Raw genomic sequence first — 19,290 nt, 5'->3', positions numbered from 1 at the left:
GTAGCCATGACCCCGCCCCGATATGTGGTCCCGCCCCTCGGCTCGCGGATCCTCGGCACCGGTGCGGAGTCTGTCCGGCGCAGGCGCTTCCGCGTGCAATTCCTGCTCACCGTCGCGCTGCTGACCAGCAACCTCGTCGGTGCCACGATGACCCTGACCCTGGCGGCCTTCGTCGTGCCCGGTCCCCAGGTACTGGCGCTGAGCAACTGGCCGGTGAACTTTATCGCGGTGCCGCTCTACACCACGTTGATGTTCATCATCGGCATCGTGTGGACCACGAGGTCGGGCCTGCGGTACCTGCGCTGGTCCATCCGCGGTGAGCAGGCCACCGCGCAGAACCTGCGCGACACCCTCGCCCTGCCGTGGCGGCTCACCGTCATCCAGGGCACCCTTTGGCTCAGCGCCACTGCGCTATTCACGCTGCTGTACGGACTGCGCGACGCGAACTATATTCCGCCCATCGCCTTCACGATGCTGTTCGCGGGCACCGTCACGTGCGCGACGAGCTTCCTGTTCAGCGAGTTCGCCCTGCGCCCCACCGCCGCGTTGGCCCTGGCCGCGGGTCCGCCGTCGCGCCGCCTGCGCGTGGGTGTGACCACCCGGACCATCCTCGCCTGGCTCGCCGGCACCGGGGTTCCCGTGACCGGGCTGATGATCATCGCGATCTACGGGCTGGCCAAGGACGATTTCACCGCGGTCGACTTCGCCGTGCCGATCCTGGCGCTCGGAGGGGTGATCCTGACCGTCGGGCTGCTGCTCACCGTGCTGGTGGTCTCCGCGACCGTCGCCCCCATCCGCACCGTCCGCGGGGCCATGTCGCGGGTCGAGCGCGGCGACCTCGACGCCGAGGTGGTGGTGTTCGACGGCACCGAGCTGGGCGAGCTCCAGAGCGGGTTCAACCGCATGGCCGACGGACTGCAGGAGCGCGAGCGGATTCGCGAGATCTTCGGCAAACACGTGGGCAACAAGGTGGCCGAGGCGGCGATGAGCCAGGACTTCGAGCTCGGTGGGCATGAGGTGCAGGTCGCGGTGCTGTTCGTCGACATCATCGGCTCCACGACCATCGCGGTCGACCGCGCCCCGACGGAGGTCGTCACGCTGCTGAACCGGTTCTTCTCCGTCGTCGTGGACGAGGTGGACGAGCGCGGCGGGCTGATCAACAAGTTCGAGGGCGACGCGGCGCTGGTGATCTTCGGCGCCCCCTCTCCCCTGCCCGACCCATGCGCCGCCGCCCTGTGCGCCGCCCGATCCATCATGGACCGGCTCGACGCCGAGGTGCCTGAAATCCAGGCCGGGCTCGGCGTCTCCTACGGCACTGCGGTCGCCGGCAATATCGGCGCGCGTCAGCGCTACGAGTACACGGTGATCGGCGACCCCGTGAACGAGGCCGCGCGCTTGTCCGAGCACGCGAAGGTGGTCCCGGGCCGCGTCGTGGTCGCCGACGCGGTGCTCACCGGTGCGGGAGTGGACGAACGCCGATACTGGGTGGATGCCGGCGCGGTGGAGCTGCGCGGACGCGGCCGGCCAACCCTTCTGGCGGTGCCCGCGAGCCGATCCAGAGTGCTCGATTAGAACCGACATACGCTCGACCTGTTGTATTCTCGACGCGGGCAACACGGGGGTGGCCGCTCAGGGGGTGGCCTGACACAGGGGGTAGACGTGGGCAATCCAAATCTCAAGGTCGACATGGCTGACGGTCCAGGTGGTGGACGGCTGATCATGAGCGATGAAGCTGTGCAGGGGTGGGTAAGGGCGTATCGGAAGTACGCCGAGACGATGGAAGGAATCGCCGAGGAGATCGAGAGGCAGAACCACACCACATTCTTCGGTGACCTGGACTCCCTCAGACAGCTGGCAGCTGGCTACGACCAGTTAATGTACGGCGGTCAGAACAGCCTCCACCAAAGGGTTCTCGAGTTCGCTGCAGCCGCGACACAGTTCGCAGATAATCTCCAGCGTGATTGGCTGGCAATCCTCGCCGAGGACGGCCAAACAGCGACCTCACTATCTACTGTGGAGACGCCGTAGTGAGGGAGAAAATCGCTCTGCCGGTGCTACTCATATGCGTAGCGCTCACTTCCTGCAGTACCACGACATCCGGCAGCCCGGTCGCCTCAGACGCACCGTCCTCGTCGCCAGTAGTAGCTACCAGCAAGTCCACCATTGTTTCCCAGATGGACAACTACTACGAGGAAAATCCCGCACTATCCATCGACCCATGTCATGACAGCTTTATCGACAGCATGGCCACACTTGGACTCAAACTAGATGCCGAGGTAATTTTACCCAAGGGCCAACAATATTTTGGGTATTGGTATGCATCCTGTCGGTACACTCACGACGGATTCAGCGCCCTTACAGAATCGTCAACGGCACCGTTCATGATGCCGGGCGAGACCCTAGAGCCCAAGCACGACGACAAAGGTAGATCGCGCCTCATCGAGATCCAAGGCCGGAGCACCATCGTCCGACCTCCGGCAAATGGTGGAAAAACCTGCATGGTGTCCATGGCGACAACCTTCGGATCTATGACGATCACTGGCAGCGACCACAGGGATTCAAACCCGGATCCCAATTGCGACCGAATCATCGAGCTACTCCGCCAAATCGAGCCCTGGATTAACGACTAATCCCCAAGCCACGGTTCTTCCGAATGCGATCAACTGTGAGATCATCGCGCTTGACCAAAGGAGCCCCATTGACCTCGGCACGTAATTCCCGATCGACCACCCTCGCCCGCAGTCTGCGTGGCGCGGCCGTCGCGGCCATGGCGTTCGGCCTGGCCGTCTCCCTGTCCCCCGCGATCGCCAGCGCTGACCCCGCTTCGATCTCCCCCGGCAACGTCTTCAACTTCCGCGACATCGGCGGCGCGCAGACCCAGGACGGCCGCACCGTCCGCTCGGGCCTGGTCTATCGCTCGGGCGATATGAGCGGGATGACGCCGCAAGACCATCAGACTCTGCTCGACGGCAACGTCACCACGGTGATCGACCTGCGTGACGCCAGCGAACGCCAGGACAAGCCGGATGTGCTGCCGGGCGAGGTCTACTTCCAGGTCGCCGACGTCCTCGCGGGCCTGCAGGGCGGCCAGACCAATGAACCCCTGCCAATCACGTTGGGCCACGGGCTGTTCGACGTGACCTCCGGCGGCACCAACCTGCAGCCGTCGACGTTCGGGCTCGTCGGCGAGGCGATGCTGTACCCGGTGATGACCAACCTGCACAGTGCGAATGCCGCCTACGGCGAACTGCTGCGCACCATCGCCACCACGAACGGCGCCACCGTCTTCCACTGCACGGCCGGCAAGGATCGCACTGGCTGGGGCTCCGCCATCCTGCTGACCGTCCTGGGCGTCTCACGCGATGGCGTCAACGCCGACTTCCTCGCCACCAACGACGCCTTCGGCAACCCCGACGCCGCGCAGACCGCCTGGCTCAACGCGTCGTTCAACGCCGTCGACCGGATCTACGGCGACTTCGACACGTACGTGCGCGACGGCCTCGGCATCGACCAGGGCACCCTCGACGCGCTCAAGGCCAAGCTGCTCAAGTAGCCCGGCTTCTCAAGTACCAAGCTCGTCAAGACGCGGGCGGGGCGGCGACTCTGCCGTCCCGTCCGCGTCCTCTTTTCCAGCTCTGCCGCCGCGGCACGGCCTGTGCAAGGTGTCCGAGCGCGTCGATGATCCGGAGATGCTGCCCGACGCCGTGCAGCAGCGCGGCATCTACCAGTCGGCCATCGACACGCTCAGCGCCGCGCCGCCGCCTCCGCATTCGCGGTCACCTGCCGCAACAGACGAATGAGTGTGTGTCGCTCCTGCTCGTCAAGACCATGGAGCAGGCGGCTGTCACGGTCGACCCGAGCTGGGAACTCCGCGTCCACCAACGCCCGGCCGGCGGCGGTGATCTCGAGGAGCACCACCCGGCCGTCGGGCTCCCAGCGGCACCGTTCCAGCAGGCCCAGCTTGACCAGCCGATCCGCGTGCTTGGTGGTCGCGGCGCCGCTGACCATCGTCAACGAGGTGACCTCGCTGGCGCGTAGCGCCTCCCCACTGCGCGCCAACGCGCCGAGCACCTCGAACTCCGCTCGCGATATACCGGCCGGCACCAGCGCGCGGTCGAGGTCGTGGAGCATCAGGGCACTGATGCGGGCGATCCGCCCGACCACCTCCACCGGCTCCGTGTCGATGTCGGGGTAGGTCAGCGCCCATTCGCCAAGCACGGCGTCGATGAAGTCGGGTTCCATGCCTCACAGGATACTTCACAAGTACTTTACTCATGAAGTACTATGTGGAAATGGGCAATACCGCACCGATCCGCACACACCTGGCGCACACCCAGACCGCACTGGGCCACTCCTGGGCGCCAAACACCTGGCGGGCGGCATTTCGGATGCGCCCCTCGGCCACGGCGTTCGATCCCGCGGTGCGAGTGGGGATCGCGACCGGGTTGGCCCTTGTGGTCGGCGGCGCACTGGGCCAACCTCAATTGGCCGCGCTCGCGGCGCTGGGCGCCATCGCCTCGGCCTTCGCACGGCAAGAGCCCTACCTGCGCCGGGCCGGAAAGGTGGCGATCGCCGGCGGGTTCGTGTTGGCCGGCGTGCTGCTGGGCGCGTTGCTCGGCTCCACCCCGATGCTCCTGCAGATTGCGGCGCTGTCCGCCGCGGCCGGATTGGCGGTGTGGGTGCTGACCAGCCTGCGGATCTTCGGACCCGGTGCCGTGGTCGTGGTCTTCTCCGCCGCAGCGGCATCGGTCGCGGACAGCCTCCCGCGCGCAGTTCTGGCCACCGCGATCGGCGTGCTGCTCGGCTTGCTGATAGCCGTCGTCCCAGTGACCCGAGTGGCCGATACCGCCAGAACCCCATGGCTGAGTGAGGGATTCACCCGGTTGCGCTCGGCTGAAATGCTCGGGGCAGGCGCTCGTATCCTTGCCGCGTCGGCCCTCGCCGGATGGGCATCCCTGGCCATCGGCCTGCAGCATCCGCTGTGGGCGACGATGGGCGCCGTCGCCGCGATGCAGTCCGTGACCTTTGCCAGCACCGTCGAGCGCGCCATCCAGCGGCTGCTCGGCAATGTGGTGGGCGCGGTGGTCGCAATCGCGCTGATCGCCTTGGGGCTCGGGTTCTGGCCGACCGTCGTCGTGATCATCGCGCTCCAGGTGTTCACCGAGCTCTTCGTGCTGAAGAACTACGCGCTAGCCACCGCCGCGATCACTCCGATGGCGTTGTTGATGATCAGCTTGGCGGGCCAGATGACGACGGAGATGGCGGTCAGCCGGGTGGCGGACACCGCTATCGGGGTCGTTATCGGCGTCCTCGTCGCGGCCATAACCATCTCCATGGCCGATCGGCAGCACATCTCCCCGGCCTGAACGTCGGGCGTGGGAAACTGCAGCCATGGCATCTACTCGCGTCATCATCACCGTCACCGGCCACGCCACGCGCGAGTTCGCGCCCAACCGCTGCGCCGTGCACCTGCGGGTGGCGAGCGACGGACCTAGCCGAGAGGCTGCCGCGGACCAATCCTCGACGGCCATCCACGCGCTCACGGCACTGCTGACCACCCTCGACCAACTGGCCGACGGACCCCTGCGCCGCTGGAGCCTGGATCAGGTGCAGCACTCGCGCCACCGCCCATACAGCCAGGACGGCTCGGTGCAGCCATGGCTCTACCAGTCCTCCGCGGGGCTCGTGGCCACGTTCTCGGGGTTGGACGCCGTCGGGCAATTCGTGGACGACGCCGCCGAGATCGCGGGCGTGGAAGTCGGCCATCTCCAGTGGAAGCTGACCCGCACCGCCCGCGCAAAGGCCCAGTCCCGGGTGCGCAAGCTCGCCCTGCACGACGCCACCGCCAAGGCGGACGCCTATGCTAATGGCTTGGGGCTCAAGGCAATGCACGTCATCGCGCTGGCCGACCCCGGAATGCTGGGCGTCTCGTCCAACCCCACTCCGCAGATGGGGCAGGCCCGGATGATGATGGCCAGCGACTCCATGCCCGCCGGCGACGGGCCCAACCTGCGGCCTGAGCGGCTGCGCGTCGCGGTGGATGTCGACGCACGATTCGAGGCAACAACCTAAACGGCGGGTCGTCCCGCCTAACCCGGGATCTCAGCCCCAACGCCACGCGGCCCGGCCAGCTGGAACGATCAGGCCATCCGCCGAACCGCGAGAGGAGCCAGGACCGCCTAGGCTCCGGCGAGCCCGCCGACCAGCGGTGGCGGATCCAGGTGCTCGACACCCGCCTGCACGTGAGCTTCATCGGCGTGGAGGTCGACGACGAGGGGGTGGACGTGAACTTCCACGACTCCAGCTCCGGGCTCTCCGGCGGCCAGGCGCAGAAGCTCGTGTTCTTCTGCCTGGCCGCGGCGCTGCGCTATCAGCTGGCGGCCGCCGGCGAGGAGCTGCCGAGCTACGGCACCGTGATCCTCGACGAGGCCTTCGACCGCGCCGACGCCGCCTACACCCGCCGCGCACTGGATGTGTTCGCGCTCTTCGGCTTTCACATGATGCTGGCCACCCCGCTCAAGCTGCTCTCCACGCTGGAGGACTACATCGGCGGGGCCGCGTCGGTGCACAACGAGGACTCGCGCAGCTCGCATCTGAACCTGGTGCCGTTCGAGGATCTGGGCGGCGGGCTGTGAGCACCTGCCTGCCGCCCACCGCGGTCGCCGAGCGCGCCGCCACCGCGTATCGCCGACGCCGTAGCGGATGGCTCGTCGATCCCGCTGCAGCACAGGATGATTCACTGTCGATCTCCCTCAAGCCGCCCACCGAGGCCCAGGTGCACGCCGGGTTCGACGCCGTCGTCGCATGGGTCCGCACGTGGCAGTCCTACGCCGGGGCCGGCACGGTGGAGTGGGAGACGCGGCGCTGGGCCAACTACGGTAGCCAGGACATCCCCGTCCGGGTGCTGTTGTCCGGGCCCGACGTGATCGCCTCCGCCGCACGTGCTTCCACCAGCTGGCTGAGTGCAAAGTCCCGGCTCGACCGCTTGCTGGCCGGACGCGCCGATGGTCTGCGCCCCGCCGCCGCGGCCGCCGTCGGCAAGTGGGAGTCGCTGACCGAGCCCGACTTCGCACGGCTGCTCGCCGCGCTGACATGGCTGACCGAGCACCCCGACTCCGGCTGGTACATCCGGCAGCTGCCCGTACCCGGGGTGGACACCAAGTGGATTGGCCGCCACCGGGGATTGCTCGAGTCGCTGCTCACCGGCGTGCGCGGCGAGATGGACCTGGGTGTCCGAGGGTTGCCGACGATGCGGCGGATCGCCGTGTGCGACCGCGCGCTGCTGCCTGGCGCGCCCCGGATCTTCGACACCTCCCTCGACGAGCTCGCGGTGCTGGACTTGCGGCCCGCCCGCGTGCTGATACTCGAGAACCAGGAGGGGCTGCACGCCCTGCCGGACCTCACGGGCGCCGTCGCCCTGCACGGCCGCGGCTATTCGGTGTCCGAACTGGCTGGGTTGGAGTGGATGCACGAAGTTCGGGTGCAGTACTGGGGCGACCTCGACAGCCACGGCTTCGCGATCCTGGATCGGCTGCGCCATCACCTACCCGGGGTCGAGAGCCTGCTGATGGACCGCGAGACCCTGGAGGCCTGGCTGGAGTTGGCCGTGACCGAGGAGTCCCCCGCTATCGGTGAGTTGACGATGCTGACGGTTGAGGAACGCGCGGCGCTGGCAGTGATTCGGGAAGGGTCGCTGCGGCTGGAGCAGGAGCGGGTACCGTGGCCGTGGGCGCTGGAGAGGCTTGCTACGCCAGGTGCAATCAGCACGACCTAGTAGACACGCATGTTGCGCAGAATCGCCGCCTCAATCAATGGCCGGCTATGCGCACCGATGCTGTCCTGCATCAACGATTTCGTGGGCTCCTCAGTCGACTCGAGCCCCGCATCCATCTCTCGCAGCCAAATCGCCCACGTTCTCCATTCCGCGCCCCACTTTGATCTGTACGTGATCCCGTGGGGAAGCGAGCCGTCGTCGAGAACTGCGCCGTGGAGCCACGAGGCAATCGTTGTCGTGACGTCCTTGTCCAGCGAGCCGGTGATCTCGCCGAGGGTCAATTGGTCCACCCCGCATTTCTGCAGTGGCGATTCCAATGCCTGACCGATTATCGCGACACTGGCAGAAGCCGTCACATCGACGAACCACCCCGCTGCCGGCAGAGAGAGTGTGTAACTGCTCCGGGCGTCGCGCCAGCCCTTGGAGATCGACCGCACCGGCATCGATCCATGAGTGGGCAACTCGCTGTATATCTGTGCGTCCAAGGTCTCCGAGTCGACGGCCGACACGTCGTCGAAAAGGTCAGCCATCGGGATACTCGGCAATCGGGGCTCAATGTAGTTGATCACCTCCGAAAACGCTGCGACCTCATCCTCTGCGGCATACACGGTGCGATGTCCGGGTACGTCCCACCGCCCCCACCCGTCCCGAGGACCCTGTACAGGCCGCTGCGGAGGATTGAGCGCACCGAACCGGCTCTGCGCGATGCGCGAAACCCTCCGCCCGCTGCCAGATTGGAGCAGCAGTCCCGTGCGCGCGCAGATCCTGTCGTCACCTCCGCCCATCCACAGCCCCCTATCTACCCGTCCCACCAAGTGCGCAGAGCATAGGTCACACGTCGGACAACGCTCCGCCCGCGCAGTGCGTCACGCTGAGTAGGTCCCCTCCAAGAAGGCCTCAGCGGCAGCGAAGACCTTGGGAAGATCGTCATCGCGGATCAACTCCGCGGGGGTCCGGCCCCCGATCCTCGGGTTGCCCGCTATCAACCACGCGCGAGCAACCTGGTCGTTCTCGGCCTTCTCGATGGCGACCGCCACCGTGTGCGCCGCACGAAGACGTCGCACCTTGTCTAAGGCCGGCTCCACTCGGTTCGGCTGACCAGGCGCCAGCGCCCAGCGCGCCGGCATCGCACGGCTCCGAGAGTTCGCGATGTAGGCGGTGTAGGTCGGCCCGAAGTGTCCAAGCAGGTATTCGACAACTTGGTCTGTCCTGAGCCGAGTTGTCTCCTCGCTCGCGTGCGTCAGCAGGCTTGTGGCCATTGTCCCCATCTCCAATGCTCCGGCGACCGCTCATTGCGAGCGGCATCCACTCCGTGTGCAGCATCACCAACCATACGGAAATCAGACTGATATTGCACGTAACATCCATCATCTGCAAGCATGAAATGCGCACCCACGAAGCAGGGTGCGGTCGGGATCTCCAATCCGCCCCCACTGCGAGTTTGTTATTCCCCAGGACGCCCCCAGCCCCGGAACTCATGCGCCACAATGACTCCAGAACCGACAGCGCCAAAGGCCGACTGGGAAGGCGTTTGATGGCGATCTGGAAGATCCATGGGGATGGGAAGAATATCCTGCCGGGCGAGGTCGTCGCCCCGAACGAGCGGCTGAACTGGGGCCGGACCATCGGCCTCGGCGGCCAGCACGTCGTCTCGATGTTCGGCGCCACCTTCGTCTTCCCCATCATCATGGGGCTCAACCCGCAGCTGGCCATCCTGTTCTCGGGCTTCTGCACCCTGTTCTTCCTGCTCGTCGTCAAGGGCAAGATCCCCAGCTACCTGGGCACGTCCGCGTCCTTCGTCGGCGGGGTCGCCGCGATCCGGGCGCAGGGCGGCACGACGGCCGAGGTCACCGGCTCGATCCTCGTGGCCGGCGCGGTGCTGGCCGTGATCGGCCTGGCGATCCACTTCCTGGGCGGCGGCGTCCTGGCGAAGATCCTGCCGCCAGTGGTCACCGGCGCGGTCGTGATGCTCATCGGCTTCAACCTCGCGCCCGTCGTGGCCACCGTCTACTGGCCCCAGGACCAGTGGGTGGCGCTGGCCGTGATGGCGGCGCTGATCATCGCCAGTGTCGCGCTGCGCGGCTTCCTCGGCCGGATGGCGATCTTCCTCTCGCTGCTCTTCGGCTACGCCTTGTCCTGGATCTTGGACCGCGGGCTCGGCACGATCACCTCGTTCGACCCCAACGCCGGGGCGATCACCGAGCACTTCCGCGTGGACTGGACCGGTGTGGGGGCCGCGGACTGGTTCGGCCTGCCGCCGACGTCGGATGCGGCCAACGGGATCGTCGGCATCCACGCCCCCTCGTTCAGCCTGACGTTCATCGTCCTGGTGCTCCCCGGCGTGATCGCCCTGATCGCGGAGAATGCCGGCCACGTCAAGGCCGTCGCCGAGATGACCGGCGAGGACCTCGACCCGATGATGGGCCGCGCGCTCGTCGCCGACGGCCTCGCGACCGTCATGGCTAGCGCCGCCGGCGGCTCCCCCACCACCACCTACGCCGAGAACATCGGGGTGATGGCGGCCACCCGGGTCTACTCCACCGCCGCATATATGGTGGCCGGTCTGGTGGCGATCGCGCTGGGCTGCTCACCGAAATTCGGCGCCGTCATCGCCGCGACGCCGGGCGGGGTGCTCGGGGGGATCACGGTGGTGCTCTACGGCATGATCGGGCTGCTCGGGGCCAAGATCTGGATGGAGCACGGCGTCGACTTCGGCAACCCGCTCAACCTCATGCCCGTCGCGGCCGGGCTGATCTTGGCGATCGGCGACACCTCGCTGCAGATCACCGACTCGTTCGCCCTGACCGGCATCTCGCTGGGGACCATCGCCGTGATCGTGCTCTATCACCTGTGCCGGGCGATCGCCCCCGCCGAGATGCGGACGAAGTCACCCGAACGCCAGCCAGCCGGCGAGGCCGAATCCCGCGATAGACACCGCGATCCGCAGTAGGTTCGGCGGGATCACCTTCACCACCGGCGGGCCGCACCAGCCGCCGCACAGGGCCCCGAGCCCCATCGCGGCCGCCGCCCACCAGTGCACCTCGCCCAGGAGGGAGAAAATCACTGCGGCCACGAGATTCGCAATGCCGAGCAGGAAGCTCTTCAACACCGCCGACCGCCACACCGACAGCCCCGTGCAGGTCAGCGTCAGCGCCAGAAAGAGGACGCCCGCCCCGGCGCCGAAGTATCCGCCGTACACGGCCACCGCTCCCATCCCGACGAGGTAGAGGATCGGGAAGTCCTTGCCGCCGGCCAGTTTCCGGATCCGGGGCTGCAGCAAGAGAGCCAGCGACGCGAGCACCACCAGGTAGGGCACCACCACCTCGAAGGAGCCGGCCGGCGACCACAGCAGGACCAGCGCGCCCGCCAGGCCGCCGACCGCACTGACCGCGCCCCACCGCCACAGCTGCGGGCCGTTCTCCCCTAGCGAGCGCGCGGAGTTCGCCGTGCTCCCCACGCCCGAGGCGACCAGCGCCACGGTGTTGGTCACGTTGGCGGTGACGGGCGGCAGCCCGACGGCGAGCAGCGCCGGGTAGGAGACGAGCGAGGCCATCCCGGTCACATATCCCACCAGCCCCGCGCCAAAGCCCGCGAGCACCAGCAGGGCGTACTGGAGCAGGCTCAGGGACGTAGAAATCATCCCCACAGCATGCCCGCATCACCTCCCGGGGCTCTCGTCGACATCTGCCAAATCCCGAACCAAACGTGGGCACTTTCACTCAGGACACGGCTGTCGCCCCGGCAATACGCTCACCTGATGGATACCTATGTGGTGGACCACCCGCTCGCGGCCGCGCGCCTGACCACGATGCGCGACGCGCGCAGTGACAACATCACCTTTCGCGACGCGCTGCGAAAACTAACTCAGATGCTTGTCTACGAGGCCATGCGCGACGCGAAGGTGGAGCACTTCGAGGTGGCCACGCCGATCGCGACCGCGCGCGGGGTGCGGCTCGCGAATCCGCCGCTCCTGGTGCCAGTATTGCGCGCCGGGCTGGGCATGGTCGAGGAGGCGAGCAACTTGATCCCCCAGGCCAGCGTGGGGTTCGTCGGGATGGCCCGGGACGAGACGACGCACCAGCCCGTGCCCTACCTGGAGTCGCTGCCGGCCGACCTCTCCGACTATCCGGTATACGTCCTGGATCCGATGGTGGCCACGGGCGGGTCCATGGTGCGCACAATAGATCTGCTTGTTTCCCGCGGCGCCACAGATGTCACAATTGTGTGCGTTGTGGCGGCCCCAGAGGGCATAGCCGCATTGGCGGAATCGGGGCATTCCGTCCGCCTCGTCGCGGCGGCAATCGATGAGGGCCTCAACGAGAATGCATTCCTCGTGCCAGGACTCGGCGACGCGGGCGACCGCCAATTCGGCCCCCGATAGCCGCTTCGAGCCGCCGCCGTCAACTATTCACATTGGAGATCTGCGGCTACTGGCGAATCTGGCCATTCCCGAGATCCCCGTCGACCAATAGCGTGAATACCGTGCCGCAAACAAAAGCTAGCTCCGTAGACCGCCGTTCCATGGTGGGTGCCTCAGCCCTGGAGATCGCCCGGGCTGTGACCGCCCGCGAGATCAGCGCCCGCGAGGTGATCGAACAGCACCTCAGCCACATCGCGGAGACCAACACCCGGTTGAACGCGATCCTGACGGTCCCCGCGGAGCAGGCCATCGAGGCGGCGGCGGAGCTCGACCGCCGCCTAGAGCGCGGCGAGTCCGTCGGGGTGCTCGCGGGCGTCCCCTTCTCGGTCAAGGACCTGATCGCCACCGCCGGCGTGCGGACGACGGCTGGCTCAGAGGCGCTGCTCGGCAACGTGCCGGACACCGACGCCCCGGCCGTGGCCCGCATGCGCGCAGAGGGCGCGATCCTGATCGGCAAGACCAACACCCCCGAGTTCGGCGCCAGCGGACTGACCCACAACGAGTACTTCGGCAACACCGTCAGCCCGCTCGCGCCCGAGGGGATCGCGCTGTCCCCCGGCGGGTCCAGCGGCGGCGAGTCCGCCACCATCGCCTCCGGCATGAGCGCCGCCGGCTTGGGCACCGATTTCGGCGGCTCCGTCCGCTGGCCGGCGCACTGCACCGGCCTGTGCTCGGTGCGCCCGACGGCCGGGCGCGTCGCCGACGACGGCCAGTACCCGGGTGTCATGACCGGCAGTGCGACGGTCAGCGGAGGGGTGCTGACGAACCCGGTGACCCTGCACGGCGCCGTGCAGATGATCGGTCCCTTGGCGCGAGATCTGGACGATCTGACGGCCCTGCTCAAGGTGCTCTCCGAGCCGCAGTTCCGATGGGTGGACCCCGCCACCGTCGACGTCTCCGCGCTCGACGTCCGCTGGGCCGACGGTGAGGGCAACGTCCCGGTGGCCGAGGAGATCAAGGCGACGGTGGCCGCGTTGGCAGCGCGGCTGCAGCCCGCGGTCGGGTCAATCGCCCCGTACTCCGGCCAGGCGCTGTCACAGGCCGAGCCGCTGTTTAGCGCAATGCGCGCACGCGAGACGCAGACCGATGTCACCCAGTACGGTCCCCCGGCTGGCTTCAGCGGCAACACCCAGGCCTTCCTGTCCGCGGTGCGTCCCGTCTCCACCATCGAGCTCGAGGCCGGGTGGAGCCAGCGCACCCTGCTCGTGGACCAGTTCCTCTCCGAGATCGGCGACCTGCTGGTCATGCCTGTGGCGTCCATCGTCGCGCCGGGCGTGGACGCCACCGAGTTCCCCGTCGGAGACCAGGTGCTGACCTGGGCGCAGGCATTGGCCAGCAGCCGGGCCATCAGCATCCTCGGAGTGCCGTCCGTGGTGGTGCCGGTGGGCACGTCCGCGTCGGGCCTGCCCATCGGGGTGCAGATCGTCGCCAAGCCGTTCCACGAGCACGAGGCCCTAGCCCTGGCCGCACTGTGCTGGCGGGCCGTGGACATCTGAGCAAGACCTCACAGGAAACCCAGGGGAAGTTGGGCGAGATCTGCCCACCGGGCACCCGCGCGGGCCGGATACTGTGAGCGCCACATCACATTAGGAGGTTCGGCAATGCGAGACATTCTCGATGACCTTGCGGTGTGGTCTGCCCGCAGTGAGCGCTTCGCGCTGGCCACCGTCATCCGGACCTGGCAATCCTCCCCCCGCCCAGCCGGCGCCGCGATGGCGGTCTCCGAATCCGGCGCCGTCGTCGGCAGCGTGTCCGGCGGCTGCGTCGAGGGCACCCTGTATGAACTGGCCGCGGAGGTGCTGGCCGACGGCGTGAGCCGCACCGAGATATTCACCGTCGCCAACGACGACGCGATCGGTGTCGGCCTCACGTGCGGCGGCACCATCGTCGTCTACCTCCAGCTCATCACCCCCGACACGTTCCCCGACTTCGCGCGGGTGCCCGGGCTGGTCGCCGCCGGCGAGCCGGTCGCCGTGCTCACCGACTGCCGCGCTGGCGAGCCACCCCGGCACCTCGTCGTGACCGCAGAGGACGCGTGGGGCTCGATGGGCGGCGGCGAAGCGGACGACGAGCTGATCGGCCGCGTCCGCACCGGCCTCCAGTCCGGCGCCTCGGGACTGGGATTCATGGAGTTGGGCGTCATGGAGCTGGGACCGGCTGGCTCGCAGGATCTGGACCAGGTGCTGGTCGAGGCGTTTGGCACCGCCCCGCGCATGTATGTCTTCGGCGCCATCGACTTCGCCGCGGCGATGTGCCGGATCGGCAAATTCGCCGGCTATCACGTGACCGTCATCGACGCCCGGGCCGTCTTCGCCACCGCGGCGCGCTTTCCCGACGCCGACGAGGTGGTCGTGGATTGGCCGCACCGCTTCCTCGCCGGTGCCCCGGTGGACCCCCGCACCATCATCGCGGTGCTCACCCACGACGAGAAGTTCGACATCCCGCTGCTGGAGCTGGCGCTGCGCACCGACGCCGCCTATGTCGGCGCATTGGGCAGTAGGGCCACCCATGAGCGCCGCATGGACAAGCTGATCGAGTCCGGGCTGGGCGCGGCGGAACTGGACCGGCTGCACTCGCCTATCGGGCTCGACCTCGGGGCCAGGACCCCCGAGGAGACCGCCATCTCGATCATGGCCGAGGTCCTCAAGACCACGCGCGATGCGACCGGGCTCGAGCTGCGCAGCCTGACCGGGCCCATCCACCGCGAGGCCGCGGCCGCCCTGGGCGGGTTCGAGCGCAGCAAAGCCGTCGAGGGCTGCTGAGCCGCGGCTACCATCGCTGAAGATAATGCAGATCACATTGTGGTGATCGAATACTCCAGATTACAAGGTGGCGAAGTGAACACGTCCGGCACACAACTCGAGGCCCGCGTCGACAACGCCATGCACCCGACGACGGTCCAGGACCTGCTCGCGACCAGTTTCCTGTCCTCTTGCAGCGTGCTCGCCGGCCATGCCAACCTGGGCCGCGAGATCATGCGGCTCAACGTCATGGAGGTCCCCGACGTCATCACGTGGTTGCGTCCCCAGGACCTGCTACTCACCACCGGGTTCATGCTGGACCAGCTGGCCGAGCCCGTCGGGACCTTCTTCTCCCGAGCGAACTCCCGGGGCATCGCCGCCGTGATCGTGCACCTCGCCAGCGAACGGGACGACAGCCTTCCCCAAGACGCCCTCGCCGTGGCCGGCGCGCTCGGGCTGCCCGTCATCGCCGTGACGCAGGCGCCGGACCCCGGTCACCCCCTCGGCCGCGGCTTGGCCGCGCTGGCCGCGAGCCAACGCGCGGCCATGTTCCGAGCGGAGCGACTCCGGCGTCGGCTGGTCGACGTCGTGGTGGCGGGCGGCGCGTTCGCCGACATCGCGACGGCCGGGGCCCAGGAGCTGTCGGCGGCGATCTTGGTGACCACCTCGGACGGCCGCGAGATCGCACGGGCCGGCAGTGCCGATGACCTGTGCGCGCTGGCCCACAGCCATGCGCTCGACGCGACGGGCCGGCTGCGCACCGACGCCATCGAGGGCGGCCTCGGCGTGCGGTCCACGGAGTGCGGCAGCATCGCGGTCAGCGCTATCTCCGCGAATGGCGTCGACCACGGGCGCATCGCCGCGTTCCGGCGCGACCGGACGCTGGCGCACGATGATCTGTACCTGCTCGAGCGTGCCGCGTCGGTCTGCGCGCTCGTGGTCTCCCGAGACCAGGCCCTGGCCTCGGTGGAGGACAAGCACCGCTCAAACTTTGTCCGGGACTTACTGCTGGGCCGCGGCGGCGGCCACGACCACGCCGTCGCCCATGCCAAGAGCTTCGGCTGGGACCTGGACCGCGAGGTGGTGGTGGTCTCGATCGAGCCGGACCCCGTGCCCCTCGAGACGCCGGCCGCCCCGGTCCAGATGCCGCTGGTGGATCGCCAGGCTCGGGCCTTCAGCAGCGCCCTCGCATCCCGCGACCCGGCTGCGGCCATGGCCGCGCTCGCCACCGAGACCGTGATCCTGCTCGGCGCCGACGCCCACACGATGGACACGGTCCATGAGTTGGTCGCCATCGTTCGCGGCGAGGGTGGCGGCGGCCGCCGCGCGTTCAGCGTCGGCGTCTCCCGCCCGTGCACGTCCATGGATGAGCTGCCGACGGTCTACAGCCAGGCGCGCACCGCCTTGCAGCTGGGGCGCAAGATCTCCGGCGACTGGGCCGTCACCCACTTCGACGACCTGGGCGTCTACCGCCTCCTCAGCCTCGTCGACGACGAGGGCGAGCTTGAGTCCTTCGCCCGGGAGACGCTGCGCGAGCTCACCGCGGACACCGCCGAGGCCCAGGACATGCGCCGGACCCTCGAGACGCTGCTATCGACCAACATCAATATCGCGGAGACCGCCCGGAAGCTGCACTTCCACTACAACACCTTGCGATACCGCGTGGTGAAGCTGGAGAAGATCCTGGGCTCCTTCACCGACCAGCCGGAGTTGTGCCTCGATCTGTCGCTGGCCCTCAAGATCATGTCGATGCGCCGAATTAATCACTAACAGTGCCTATGCGGTGCACGCCGGTTTGGCAGATTACCCCCATGTGGCCTGCCTCACTTTTGCATTAGCGTCGTCGTTAGTTACAGGTGCGTCGTCGGCACTATTCAGTCGCGAGCGACTCCAGCACCGCCACCATCATGGAAGGCGTGAGAATGGCTATTTGGAAGATTCATGGGGACGGTAAAAATGTCCTGCCCGGCGAGGTTGTCGCACCCAATGAACGGCTGAACTGGGGCCGGACGATCGGCCTCGGCGGCCAGCATGTGGTGTCAATGTTCGGCGCCACCTTCGTGTTCCCCATCATCATGGGTCTCAATCCGCAGCTCGCCATCTTGATGTCCGGCTTCTGCACCATCTTCTTCCTGCTCGTGGTCAAGGGCAAGATCCCCAGCTATCTCGGCACGTCCGCGGCCTTCGTCGGCGGCATCGCCGCGATCCGCGCGCAGGGCGGCACCAGCGCCGAGGTCACCGGCGCCATCTTGGTCTCCGGCCTCGTGCTGGCCCTGATCGGCGTGGCGATCCACTTCATGGGCGGCAAGATCGTGTTCAAGATCCTCCCACCGGTGGTCACCGGCGCGGTCGTCATGCTCATCGGCTTCAACCTCGCGCCCGTGGTGGCCACCCTCTATTGGCCGCAGGACCAGTGGGTGGGGCTGACCGTCATGGTGGTGCTCATCATCGGCAGCATCGCGCTGCGCGGCTTCCTCGGCCGGATCGCGATCTTCCTCTCGCTCGTCTTCGGCTACGCGCTGTCCTGGATCCTGGACCTCACGGTCGGCAAGATCACCTCCTACGACGCGAACGTCGGGGAGATCACCGAGCACTTCCGGGTGAACTGGGGCAGCGTCGGCTCCTCCGACTGGTTCGGCCTGCCGCCCATGTCCGATGAGGCCAATGGGATCGTCGGCATCCACGCCCCCTCGTTCAGCCTGACGTTCATCGTGCTGGTGCTCCCCGGCGTCATCGCCCTGATCGCCGAGAACGCCGGCCACGTCAAGGCCGTCTCCGAGATGACCGGCGAGGACCTCGACCCGATGATGGGCCGCGCACTGGCCGCAGACGGCATGGCGACCGTGATGGCCTCGGCCGTCGGCGGCTCCCCCACCACCACCTACGCCGAGAACATCGGCGTGATGGCCGCGACCAAGGTCTACTCCACGGCCGCCTATGCGATGGCCGGGCTGATCGCGATCCTGCTCGGCTTCTCCCCGAAATTCGGCGCGATCATCTCCGCGACGCCAGGCGGAGTGCTCGGCGGCATCACCGTGGTGCTCTACGGCATGATCGGGCTGCTCGGCGCGAAGATCTGGATGGAGAACGGCGTCAACTTCGGCAACCCGCTCAACATCATGCCCGTCGCGGCCGGGCTGATCCTCGCTATCGGCGACACCTCCCTGAACTTCACAGACTCGTTCGCACTCAGCGGCATCGCGTTCGGGACCATCGCGGTGATCGTGCTCTACCACCTGTGCAAGGCCATCGCGCCAGCGCACATGCGCGACGACATGGCCGAACAGGTGCGGCCCGATGCGCCCCTGCCGGACCGCACCGGCGCCGCCGAGGCCCGGCCGGACCTGCCAGATCCGGACAAGCAACTCGTCTAATGGGATTGCGGCACTTATTGCCAGCTCTACCCGTGATGCTTGTCACTAATCGATGAATCGGCTTCCAACTTGGAGAGGCAGAATCTAGGCATGAAACCTTCGCCGCTTGTGTATCACCGTCCGACTTCGGTCGAGGAGGCCTGCAAGGTCCTCGCCGAGGTCGGACACGAAGGAAAGGTCCTAGCCGGCGGCCAATCGCTCGTCCCGATGCTCTCCATGCGGCTGGCCGCGCCCGCAAACCTGATCGACATCACCGCCATCCCGAAGCTCGACGAGATCACCTCGTCGAGCGAGGCGGGGGTGACGTTCGGCGCGCTGGTCACACACGCCGACCTCGCTGCCAACGACGGCGCCTTCGCGGCCCAGCCGCTGCTGCGTCGCGGCCTGCACCACGTCGCCCACGCCACTATCCGCAACCGCGGGACCACCCTCGGCTCCATCGTGCACGCGGACCCGTCGGCCGAGATGCCCGCGGTGCTGCTGCTACTCGGCGGCTCCGTCCAGGTCCGCTCGGTGCGCGGCACCCGCACGATCGCCGCCGAGGAGCTGTTCCTCGGCCCCCTCGAATCCTCGGTGGAGCCGGACGAGGTCGCCGTCAGCGTCACCGTCCCGGCCGCCGAGCCCGGCGTGGGCACCGCCATCGACGAGATCGCCCGCCGGCACGGCGACTACGCACTGGTCGGCGTCGTCGCGCAGGTCCGCGTCGTGGACGAGGTGGTCACGGAGGCCCGCGCCGCCTACATCTCGGCGGGCGAGTTCGGCGAGGTCATCGACTTCACGGAGATCCTCGCCGGAGCCTCCGCCGTCGACGAGTCCGACCCGCCGTGGCGCGCCCTCGCCGAGTCCGCCCGCGAGCGCGTCGAGACCGACGCCGACATCCACGCCACCGCGCGGTACCGGTCCCAGCTCGTCGCGGCCCTCACCTCCCGAGTGGTCTTCAACGCCGCGCAGGACGCCCTCCACTCCGCCGAAAGGAATTAA

At 67.7% G+C, this 19,290-nt stretch carries 18 protein-coding genes and 1 pseudogene; 15 read left to right on the top strand and 4 right to left on the bottom strand.

Annotated elements, in window-relative coordinates:
- Positions 1-6 precede the first annotated feature (6 nt).
- From TBIF_RS20410 to TBIF_RS20395, 4 genes are all read left to right on the top strand, one after another.
- Entirely contained in the window at positions 7-1,572 is a 1,566-nt protein-coding gene (locus tag TBIF_RS20410) for an adenylate/guanylate cyclase domain-containing protein (protein WP_024796594.1), read from the top strand.
- A gap of 147 nt (positions 1,573-1,719) precedes the next feature.
- A complete protein-coding gene (locus TBIF_RS20405; RefSeq protein ID WP_024796593.1) occupies positions 1,720-2,028 on the top strand; it encodes a hypothetical protein in 309 nt (102 codons plus the stop codon).
- Positions 2,028-2,630, top strand: coding sequence for a DUF3558 family protein (locus tag TBIF_RS25095; protein WP_158506378.1), 603 nt, complete (start codon positions 2,028-2,030; stop codon positions 2,628-2,630). The genes TBIF_RS20405 and TBIF_RS25095 overlap by 1 nt, the downstream gene beginning before the upstream one ends.
- Before the next feature lie 68 nt (positions 2,631-2,698).
- On the top strand, positions 2,699-3,553 hold the full coding sequence (locus TBIF_RS20395) for a tyrosine-protein phosphatase (RefSeq protein WP_024796592.1): 855 nt from the start codon (positions 2,699-2,701) through the stop codon (positions 3,551-3,553).
- A gap of 191 nt (positions 3,554-3,744) precedes the next feature.
- Here TBIF_RS20395 and TBIF_RS20390 read toward each other — a convergent pair whose 3' ends face one another.
- Positions 3,745-4,242, bottom strand: a complete 498-nt coding sequence (locus tag TBIF_RS20390; protein ID WP_024796591.1) for a MarR family winged helix-turn-helix transcriptional regulator — start codon at positions 4,240-4,242, stop codon at positions 3,745-3,747.
- 50 nt (positions 4,243-4,292) lie between these two features.
- Between TBIF_RS20390 and TBIF_RS20385 the strand changes: the two genes are divergently transcribed.
- The 4 genes and pseudogenes from TBIF_RS20385 (at position 4,293) to TBIF_RS20370 (ending at position 7,774) form a co-directional block, all read left to right on the top strand.
- Positions 4,293-5,366: an FUSC family protein gene (locus tag TBIF_RS20385; protein ID WP_024796590.1), complete on the top strand. Its 1,074-nt coding sequence runs from the start codon at positions 4,293-4,295 to the stop codon at positions 5,364-5,366.
- 25 nt (positions 5,367-5,391) lie between these two features.
- A complete protein-coding gene (locus TBIF_RS20380) occupies positions 5,392-6,072 on the top strand; it encodes an SIMPL domain-containing protein (protein WP_024796589.1) in 681 nt (226 codons plus the stop codon).
- A gap of 101 nt (positions 6,073-6,173) precedes the next feature.
- Positions 6,174-6,635: pseudogene (locus TBIF_RS20375) on the top strand (SbcC/MukB-like Walker B domain-containing protein); the annotation flags it as partial.
- Positions 6,632-7,774: a DUF3322 domain-containing protein gene (locus tag TBIF_RS20370; RefSeq protein ID WP_024796587.1), complete on the top strand. Its 1,143-nt coding sequence runs from the start codon at positions 6,632-6,634 to the stop codon at positions 7,772-7,774. The pseudogene TBIF_RS20375 and the gene TBIF_RS20370, both read left to right, overlap by 4 nt.
- Here TBIF_RS20370 and TBIF_RS20365 read toward each other — a convergent pair.
- Complete coding sequence (locus TBIF_RS20365; protein WP_024796586.1) at positions 7,771-8,559, bottom strand: RES domain-containing protein; 789 nt, start codon at positions 8,557-8,559, stop codon at positions 7,771-7,773. The genes TBIF_RS20370 and TBIF_RS20365 overlap by 4 nt on opposite strands.
- An 81-nt stretch (positions 8,560-8,640) precedes the next feature.
- Positions 8,641-9,033 carry a hypothetical protein gene (locus TBIF_RS20360; protein WP_038172173.1) on the bottom strand — a complete coding sequence of 131 codons (393 nt, stop codon included), beginning with the start codon at positions 9,031-9,033 and terminating at the stop codon, positions 8,641-8,643.
- A 275-nt stretch (positions 9,034-9,308) separates the two neighbouring features.
- Here TBIF_RS20360 and TBIF_RS20355 point away from each other — a divergent pair, with 275 nt between their 5' ends.
- Positions 9,309-10,724: a uracil-xanthine permease family protein gene (locus TBIF_RS20355; protein ID WP_024796584.1), complete on the top strand. Its 1,416-nt coding sequence runs from the start codon at positions 9,309-9,311 to the stop codon at positions 10,722-10,724.
- Here the strand turns inward: TBIF_RS20355 and TBIF_RS20350 are convergent.
- Positions 10,662-11,399, bottom strand: a complete 738-nt coding sequence (locus tag TBIF_RS20350) for a sulfite exporter TauE/SafE family protein (RefSeq protein ID WP_024796583.1) — start codon at positions 11,397-11,399, stop codon at positions 10,662-10,664. The two genes, TBIF_RS20355 and TBIF_RS20350, sit on opposite strands and share 63 nt — an antisense overlap.
- A gap of 132 nt (positions 11,400-11,531) precedes the next feature.
- Between TBIF_RS20350 and upp the strand changes: the two genes are divergently transcribed.
- The 6 genes from upp (at position 11,532) to TBIF_RS20320 (ending at position 19,290) form a co-directional block, all read left to right on the top strand.
- Positions 11,532-12,155, top strand: a complete 624-nt coding sequence (gene upp / locus TBIF_RS20345) for a uracil phosphoribosyltransferase (protein WP_024796582.1) — start codon at positions 11,532-11,534, stop codon at positions 12,153-12,155.
- Between the two features lie 140 nt (positions 12,156-12,295).
- Positions 12,296-13,690: an amidase gene (locus tag TBIF_RS20340; protein WP_024796581.1), complete on the top strand. Its 1,395-nt coding sequence runs from the start codon at positions 12,296-12,298 to the stop codon at positions 13,688-13,690.
- Positions 13,691-13,795: 105 nt separating this feature from the next.
- Complete coding sequence (locus tag TBIF_RS20335) at positions 13,796-14,956, top strand: XdhC family protein (protein ID WP_024796580.1); 1,161 nt, start codon at positions 13,796-13,798, stop codon at positions 14,954-14,956.
- A gap of 120 nt (positions 14,957-15,076) precedes the next feature.
- Positions 15,077-16,705, top strand: coding sequence for a PucR family transcriptional regulator (locus TBIF_RS20330; RefSeq protein WP_038172228.1), 1,629 nt, complete (start codon positions 15,077-15,079; stop codon positions 16,703-16,705).
- 152 nt (positions 16,706-16,857) lie between these two features.
- Positions 16,858-18,309: a uracil-xanthine permease family protein gene (locus TBIF_RS20325; RefSeq protein ID WP_024796578.1), complete on the top strand. Its 1,452-nt coding sequence runs from the start codon at positions 16,858-16,860 to the stop codon at positions 18,307-18,309.
- Positions 18,310-18,399: 90 nt separating this feature from the next.
- A complete protein-coding gene (locus tag TBIF_RS20320) occupies positions 18,400-19,290 on the top strand; it encodes an FAD binding domain-containing protein (protein WP_024796577.1) in 891 nt (296 codons plus the stop codon).

This window comes from Tomitella biformata AHU 1821 (assembly GCF_000524475.1).
GTDB classification, from domain to species: Bacteria; Actinomycetota; Actinomycetes; order Mycobacteriales; family Mycobacteriaceae; genus Tomitella; species Tomitella biformata.
Note: the sequence above shows the minus strand (reverse complement) of the source record. Positions and strands in the feature narration are given on the sequence as shown.

Bases quoted from the DNA above. Each gene is read 5' to 3' on its own strand.
- TBIF_RS20410 (WP_024796594.1), top strand. From the start codon at position 7: ATGACCCCGCCCCGATATGTGGTCCCGCCCCTCGGCTCGCGGATCCTC.
- TBIF_RS20405 (WP_024796593.1), top strand. From the start codon at position 1,720: ATGAGCGATGAAGCTGTGCAGGGGTGGGTAAGGGCGTATCGGAAGTAC.
- TBIF_RS20390 (WP_024796591.1), bottom strand. From the start codon at position 4,242: ATGGAACCCGACTTCATCGACGCCGTGCTTGGCGAATGGGCGCTGACC.
- TBIF_RS20385 (WP_024796590.1), top strand. From the start codon at position 4,293: ATGGGCAATACCGCACCGATCCGCACACACCTGGCGCACACCCAGACC.
- TBIF_RS20380 (WP_024796589.1), top strand. From the start codon at position 5,392: ATGGCATCTACTCGCGTCATCATCACCGTCACCGGCCACGCCACGCGC.
- TBIF_RS20365 (WP_024796586.1), bottom strand. From the start codon at position 8,559: ATGGGCGGAGGTGACGACAGGATCTGCGCGCGCACGGGACTGCTGCTC.
- TBIF_RS20360 (WP_038172173.1), bottom strand. From the start codon at position 9,033: ATGGCCACAAGCCTGCTGACGCACGCGAGCGAGGAGACAACTCGGCTC.
- TBIF_RS20355 (WP_024796584.1), top strand. From the start codon at position 9,309: ATGGCGATCTGGAAGATCCATGGGGATGGGAAGAATATCCTGCCGGGC.
- upp (WP_024796582.1), top strand. From the start codon at position 11,532: ATGGATACCTATGTGGTGGACCACCCGCTCGCGGCCGCGCGCCTGACC.
- TBIF_RS20340 (WP_024796581.1), top strand. From the start codon at position 12,296: ATGGTGGGTGCCTCAGCCCTGGAGATCGCCCGGGCTGTGACCGCCCGC.
- TBIF_RS20335 (WP_024796580.1), top strand. From the start codon at position 13,796: ATGCGAGACATTCTCGATGACCTTGCGGTGTGGTCTGCCCGCAGTGAG.
- TBIF_RS20330 (WP_038172228.1), top strand. From the start codon at position 15,077: ATGCACCCGACGACGGTCCAGGACCTGCTCGCGACCAGTTTCCTGTCC.
- TBIF_RS20325 (WP_024796578.1), top strand. From the start codon at position 16,858: ATGGCTATTTGGAAGATTCATGGGGACGGTAAAAATGTCCTGCCCGGC.
- TBIF_RS20320 (WP_024796577.1), top strand. From the start codon at position 18,400: ATGAAACCTTCGCCGCTTGTGTATCACCGTCCGACTTCGGTCGAGGAG.